A 6548-nucleotide genomic window follows, 5' to 3' on the forward strand; every position below is an offset into this window, starting at 1 on the left:
CATGCTCCTCTACTCCTCGGTGTAGATCTTCAACCGGCGTTGCGCGGGTGCCGGTGGGGCGAGCTCGCGGGCGGTCGCGGGAAGGCCGGTGCGGTGGGCGAGCAGCTGGTCGACCAGGGTGGCGCGTTGGGCCAGGTCCTGGGTGAGCTGACGGCGGCGGGCGCGGCGGGCCGCGATGATTTCCCGCATGCTGATGGTGGTGCCGGCCAGTTCGGCGCAGATCGCCCGGCAGATGAAGACGCCGCGGTGAAAGACCCGTAGTTCGGCCAGGTCGCGGGGGTCGTACCGGATGACGACGCTTTCTCCGACGAACGCGGCCAGCGTGGGGTCCAGGTAGCGCAGGCCGAAGGCGTGGATGCCGTCGGGGTGGATCTTGCGGGGCTTGGCCACGGTGAGCAGCAGCAGGTCCAGCTGTTCCAGGGAGTCGGGCATCTGCGGCAGGAACCCGCCCTGTGCCCAGCGAGCGGCCGGTGGCTGGCGGGTTTCGGGGTGGATGCGCAGGTGGTAGTCGCCGATGATCCAAGCGTTCAGGGCCTCGTCGAGCTGGGTCAGGCTCAGCCGGGCCTGGCCGGCGCGGTTGGGCAGGCCGGCGGGCGCGTAGCCGGGCAGCGCCGACAGGCACATCTGGTGCACGGTGGCGAACAGTCGCTCGATCTTTCCACGGCCGCGCGGCTGGCCGGGCAGGGAGAACACCAGGCGGATCTTCAGGTCGGCGGCGACTTGTTCCAGGTGCTGGGAGGTGAAGTCGGAGCCGTGGTCGGTGTAGAAGACCGCGGGGATCCCGCAGATCTGCCAGTGCGGGTCGCCCTTGCGCCAGATCGCCCGCCGCAGCGTCAGGGCGGTGCCGATGGCGCTGGGCGCCTCCAGGCTGAGCCGGTGGGCGGCGATCGCCCGGGAGTATTCGTCGAGGATCAGCGTGAGCCAGGGCCGGGCCGGGGTGCCGTCCTCGGTCAGGATGTAGAAGTCCAGCTCGGTGTGGTCGGCCTGCCAGCTGGCGTTCGGCGCGTCCACCTCCCGGCGGCCGATCAGCTCGAAGGCGTCGGCGTAGCGCTTGCGGCCCTCGTGGGCCAGGCACGTGAGCGCCGGATCGAGGGCCGCGATCACGTTGACCACTGTGCGATAGCTGGGGACCGGCCAGCCGTGCTCGGGAGCCAGCTCCTGGACGCGGCGATGCACGGCGGCTGCGCTGAGCCGCGGCGTGCGCAGGGCCAGGGCCTCGATCATCCGTTGCAGTTGCTCGGGCATACGTCGGCGGCCGATGTCGTCGCGGGGACGAGGAGCGAGAGCGGCCAGGCCACCCCGGCGGTAGCGCGCCGCCCGCCGCCGGGCCGTCCGCACCGAGATCTTGCCCGTGTGGGCGACCTCGGACAACGCGACGGCATCTTCCAGGTGCGGCTGCAAGATCCCGAGCCGCCGCACGGCCTCCTGGCGCGCGGTCACAGTCAACTGCGCCAGCGGCGGCGACGGCTCCACCCCCGCACCGGGCCCGGTCATGGCTTCACGGTAACCGGGGACCAGGCCTGCCGGGGAGTGGTCAGCCGGCCTCTGGTTGTGCTGCCTCCTCCTCGGGCAGGTCGCCGGAGAGCGCGGCCTGGGCCTCCACACGCTGCCTGCTCAGCGCCTTGTCCAAGGTGGATCTGCCGATGCCGAACCCGGCGGCGACGTCTGCAATCTTGATACCAGAGGCGATCATCGCGGCGGCTGCCGCGCGCTGCTGAGCGGTCGTCTGGGCGGCCGCCCGGTGGGCAGGCCGCGGGCCTCCTTGGCCGCCCGGGCGCTGGCAGCCCGCTCCAGCATGTAGATCCGCTCCATCTGCGCGAACATCGCCAGCAGCGCGATGGCCATGTCCGCGGCCGGGCCGGGCACGCTGGTGTCCACCGGGATCTGATCCTCGAGCGTGCGCAGGCCGATGCCGCGCTCGGTCAGGTCGTGGGCCAGGTTGAGGCACTCGCGCATGTTGCGCCCGAGCCGGTCCAAGGTCACGACGGTGATCCGGTGACCGGCGTGCGGCGGCACGCGGCGCAGCAGGTCCTCCACGCCGTCGCGGGCCATCGTTGCGCCGGTACGCCGATCGGACCAGATGAGCTCTTCGGGGATGCCGGCGGCCTTGAGGGTGTCGATCTGCCGGGTGAGATCTTGAGCGGTGGTGCTGACCCGGGCATAGCCGAAGTCCACGAACCTCGTGGTATCGAAAGCTGACGCCGTGACAAGGGTTACGAGAACCGCTTTCGAGACCAACTTATGAGACTGGCCGACCTGCGGGGATGTCTCTGCCGGGGGTGAGCCCGGGTCGCGTCTCGAAAGCATGGATTTGAGACCAGCCAAGCCCGTCCTTTGCGTCGTGCCAGCACCCAACGTCAATAGCAACGAAGCACCGGGCGCTTTCCTGGTAACCCTCCGATCACCTTTTGTGTTCATCATCGTCCAGGCGCGGACAAACGCGACAGAATATTGCCCGTGAACCGGCGCGGACCCTGGTTACCTTTCCTGGCCACCGCTGCCACGCTGGTCGCGTTGACCATCGTGGTGGTCGTGGTGGCACGTAATCTCGCCCCTGGTGAAACGGTCAATTGGGCGGACCTGGCGGCGGTGGCGTTGTCCGCGGTCGTGATCGTGGCTTCGGTGACCGGCTGGGCGCGCCGGACGGCGCAGCCCCGCGTGGCGCTGCCCGACCAACTAGGCGCGGCCAAACAGACCCTGACCGATCTGGTCGCCCAGCAATGGCGCGCAGAATCGCTCGTGCGGTCGCTGGGCGATCCGACCCCAATCCCGGTCTCCTGGCACCTGACCGAGGACCCCGCGCTGATGGACCACCCCCACCTTGTCGGGCGTCTGCCGTTCAGTTTCAGCGGGGTCAGCGACCAGATCCCCGAGTTCGCCGAGGACTTCCTGGCGCTGCACCGCCGCCGGCTAGTGATCTCCGGAGATGCGGGCAGTGGGAAGACCACACTGGCGGTGCAGCTGCTGCTGGAGTTGACCCGCCCTGACCGGCGGCCGGTCGAGCAGGTGCCGGTGCTGCTCCCGATCGCCGGCTGGGACACCACCGTCTCCCCCCGGTTGCAGGACTGGCTCGCGGTCCGCCTCGGTCAGGACTACCCGGCACTGTCAGCTCCGGAGTTCGGGCCCGGCGCGGCCAGGGCCCTGGTCGACCGCGGGCACATCCTGCCTATCCTCGACGGCCTGGACGAACTGCCCGAACCATCACGCGCCGCGACCGTATCCCGCCTGGCGGGTTCACTGGCCGAAGGCGACGGGTTAGTCCTCACCACCCGAACCCGTGAGCTGGCCGGTGCGGTACGCCAGGCCGGTGACGTACTTCCCGGCGCGGCCGTGATAGTCCCGGCTCCCATCACTCCAGCCATCGCAGCCGGCTACTTGCGTGACTGTCTACCTCCTCGGCCCCAGCACGACTGGGAACCGGCCCTGGATCGCCTGAGACGCAGGCAGAAGCCGGGACTCGCTGAGGTGGCTTCCACAGCGCTAGGACTGTGGCTGATTCGCGCCGTGTACATCGCCACTGTCACCGACCCTGCTCCGCTGATCGGCCCGCTCGGTGACGATCCAGCAAGGTTACGCACGCAACTGCTGGACCAGCTAATCCCCGCTGCCATCACCAACAGACCCCCGAGCACAGACCCGACCGACCACTTCCGGCCCCGCCACACCTGGAACCCCGACCAAGCCCGCCATCATCTGACCTACCTGGCGCGCTTGCTCACTACCCACAACACCCGCGACCTAGCCTGGTGGCGACTCGCCGAGCATGCCCTGACACCCGTCCAGAAACGACACGCCACCACCCGTTTCGGACTCGTGGCCGGACTCGGGTTCGGGGTCGGGTTTGGGCTCATGGCCTGGGCTGAGCTCTTCTTCACCGGCATCGTGGCCGCGCCTGTACTCGGGCTCATGTCAGGGCTCATAGCCGGACTCACAGGTAAGATCGTCAGTAGACGATGGTTCACCGAGGAGCCCGGTTACGTCGAACTACGTTTCCGTACGCTCAAGAAACACTCCGCCAGGCGATTCTGGGCCGGGTCCGTGCTCGGGTTGGTACTTGGCCTGGTGACTGGTCTGGTGACTGGTCTGACGGAGGGGCTTCTCGACAACGACATCGGGCTCGGGATCGAGCTCGGGCTCATGTACGGGCTCCTTTTTGGCCCCCCGTTCGGGTTTGTGGGTGCGGTCGTGTCCGGGCTACTCCGATGGATGGAACAACCCGCAGCAGTCGCCACTGCAACAACCCCCACGTCCACTTGGAATACCGACAGAACCCTTACCCTGTTTCGCGTGATCCTGGCCGGGCTGATGGTCGGCCTGATGGTGGGATCCATAGCCTGGTTCACCGACGGGCTCATCACTGAATTCATGGACAGGTTCGGCTTCGTCATCGGCTTCGTGGGCGGGGCCGTGGTCGGACTCATGGGTGGGAAGCACCACGCATGGACCGCCTACTCCGTCGTTGCTCGACGTCTAGCCAAGAGCGGTAACACCCCCCGCAACCTCATGGCCTTCCTCGACGACGCCCACCGCCTCGGACTATTGCGGGCTGTCGGTTCCATCTACCAGTTTCGACACGCAGAGCTACAGGACCACCTGGCTGCCCTACCTCCCAGCGAAGATTGAGCATGCAGTGACGCTCCGAAGCGTCGCACGGCGACGCCGTGCGGGCCGTCATATGACGTCGGCCGGATCACCGTTGAGGTCATCGACGCCGCCCGCGACGCCCTCGTGATCAGGACTAACTGACTGTGCGTCACGCTGCGGCCAGATAGCGGCGCAGATCCGCGGCCATTGAGTGTTGCCGGTCACAAGGACGTCCTGCTCCCGAAGGCGTCAGGTCTGTGGTGGCGTCGTTGGCGGCGGAGACGGTGGGGGTGTCGCCGGGGTGCGCCTTGGCGGCGATCTTGCCAACGCGTGGCGGTCCAGGGCGGGGATCTTGGAGGTGGTGGCGGGACTCCTCGGAAAGGGGCGTGGCGCCCCGTTCTGTCTGTCGGGAAAGCCTGTCGTCAGTCTTCGCTGGAAATCAGCCGCCCAGAGCGATATTTCATCCCGTAGTGTCCGGTTTTATGAGGCGTCGGGAGCCGGTCGGGAAACCACCTGATCCCGACACGCTTCGAGTGCGACTTAGCGCTTCAGTCGGCAGGAATCGCCCACTGAAGCGCGAAGCCATGAACAAATGATCGTTACGGAGCTTCTAGCTGGCTTCGAGAACGAAGAACAGGAAGCACAGAAACCTCGTGCCGGTGATCTCGCGGAGCTCCTCGGGGAACAGTTCGCGGGCTTCCGGCACAAACGGTGGTTCGCTGATGACACTGATGCGAAAGCCTGCCGCGGTGAAGGCTTCGGTCATCGCGTGCAACGGCCGGTCCCAGAACTTCATTTGGACGGTCTGCCCACCTCTGGTCCATTCGTCGGTCCGGCTGCAGGTCTCGAAGTACTTGAACTTTTCTCCAGCCATGTGCTGCATGAGCGTAATGCCGAAGGGGTGATGGACCGAGACGAGGAGTCGGCCACCTGGCTTCAGCACGCGCCGCAGCTCGGCCAGCGTCGGTCCCCAGTCTTCCAGGTAGTGCAGCACCAGGGACGCGATGACGTCGTCGAACGCCTCGTCAAGGAAGGGCAATGGGTCGGCCAGGTCAGCGAACTGCAGATCCGCGTCGGCGCCCAGCCGCTGCCGGGCCTGCTCCAGCATCCCGGCGCTCGCGTCGACGCCGGTGACGGTGGCGCCTCGATCGCGCAGCGCGGAGAACAGGGGGCCTGAGCCGCAGCCGGCGTCGAGGATGCGCCTTCCGGTTACGTTCCCGGCAAGCTCCAGCATCGCGGGACGCTCGTAGTACGCATTTGTGAGGCTGGTCTCGTTCTCGGTCGTGTACCCCTCGGCCATCCTGTCGTAGTCGTTGAATCGGGGCGAAGATGCGGTCTCAACGTACTTCTCGGGCGTGGCAGACATCAGGCCATTGTGGCCCATCAGTCACGGACGACACTCCGTCGTCGTACGCAGGTGTGATGGGCAGGGGTCTCGGAGGGGAACCCCTGGTGGGAGGAGTGGCTGGGGATCCGGGTGGACGCGTACCTGCGCGCGAGCACGTGGCTGGGCGGCGGGGAGACCCACTTCGACCGGCTCATCGACCAGTCCTGGAAGACCCGCGACGCAGGCGGCGGGTTCGCCGGGATCGCCGTGGACCCGCCCCGCGCGGACGTCGAGGTCGGCAAGCCGGTCTCCTTCAAGGTGACGTTCTTCGGCCTGCCCACCGCGCCGGTCACCTGGAAGGTCACCGCCGGGCCCGGCGCCGTCGACGCGGCCGGCAGTTACGTCGCCGACCGGCCCGGCGTCGCCGAGATCACCGCCACGGCCTCCGGCCGTACGGTGTCGGCGCTGGTGTTCGCGCAGTGCTGGCTGGAGGCGTCCCCGCCGGCGCTCGGCATGCTGGGGCTGCCGCTCAACGTGGCGGCCACGGCCGGGGCGGCCTCCGCGACCGTCACGTGGGACCAGGCGCGGGGGGGGCGGGCGCGGCGGGCCGCCCGGCCCCCGCCGCCGCTGGCAAGAG

The 6548-nt window shown here is 68.1% G+C and carries 6 protein-coding genes; 2 read left to right on the top strand and 4 right to left on the bottom strand.

Going from position 1 to position 6548, the window contains the following annotated elements; all coding sequences use genetic code 11:
- Positions 1–9: 9 nt before the first annotated feature.
- From ACWCSU_RS26400 to ACWCSU_RS26410, 3 genes are read right to left on the bottom strand one after another with little or no spacing between them, the layout of a single operon-like run.
- The gene (locus ACWCSU_RS26400; protein WP_449938345.1) at positions 10–1494 is read right to left on the bottom strand and encodes a Mu transposase C-terminal domain-containing protein; all 1485 of its coding nucleotides are present in this window, start codon (positions 1492–1494) and stop codon (positions 10–12) included.
- A gap of 40 nt (positions 1495–1534) precedes the next feature.
- Positions 1535–1693, bottom strand: coding sequence for a hypothetical protein (locus ACWCSU_RS26405; protein ID WP_449938347.1), 159 nt, complete (start codon positions 1691–1693; stop codon positions 1535–1537).
- Entirely contained in the window at positions 1690–2175 is a 486-nt protein-coding gene (locus ACWCSU_RS26410) for a recombinase family protein (protein ID WP_449938349.1), read from the bottom strand. Before ACWCSU_RS26410 ends, ACWCSU_RS26405 begins: the two co-directional genes overlap by 4 nt.
- 282 nt (positions 2176–2457) lie before the next feature.
- Here ACWCSU_RS26410 and ACWCSU_RS26415 point away from each other — a divergent pair, with 282 nt between their 5' ends.
- Complete coding sequence (locus ACWCSU_RS26415) at positions 2458–4623, top strand: NACHT domain-containing protein (RefSeq protein WP_449938350.1); 2166 nt, start codon at positions 2458–2460, stop codon at positions 4621–4623.
- 571 nt (positions 4624–5194) lie between these two features.
- On the opposite strand, the gene ACWCSU_RS26420 is transcribed toward ACWCSU_RS26415, so the two are convergent.
- Positions 5195–5950 (bottom strand): class I SAM-dependent methyltransferase, encoded by a 756-nt coding sequence (locus tag ACWCSU_RS26420; protein WP_449938353.1) that lies wholly within the window; start codon positions 5948–5950, stop codon positions 5195–5197.
- Between the two features lie 111 nt (positions 5951–6061).
- Here ACWCSU_RS26420 and ACWCSU_RS26425 point away from each other — a divergent pair.
- Positions 6062–6548: hypothetical protein (locus ACWCSU_RS26425; RefSeq protein WP_449938355.1), on the top strand; the 487-nt coding region annotated here is incomplete at its 3' end.

It is taken from the genome of Nonomuraea sp. NPDC001699, from assembly GCF_053596455.1.

Excerpts from the sequence above, each read along its gene's own strand:
- ACWCSU_RS26400 (WP_449938345.1), bottom strand. The coding sequence starts at position 1,494 with ATGACCGGGCCCGGTGCGGGGGTGGAGCCGTCGCCGCCGCTGGCGCAG.
- ACWCSU_RS26405 (WP_449938347.1), bottom strand. The coding sequence starts at position 1,693 with ATGATCGCCTCTGGTATCAAGATTGCAGACGTCGCCGCCGGGTTCGGC.
- ACWCSU_RS26420 (WP_449938353.1), bottom strand. The coding sequence starts at position 5,950 with ATGTCTGCCACGCCCGAGAAGTACGTTGAGACCGCATCTTCGCCCCGA.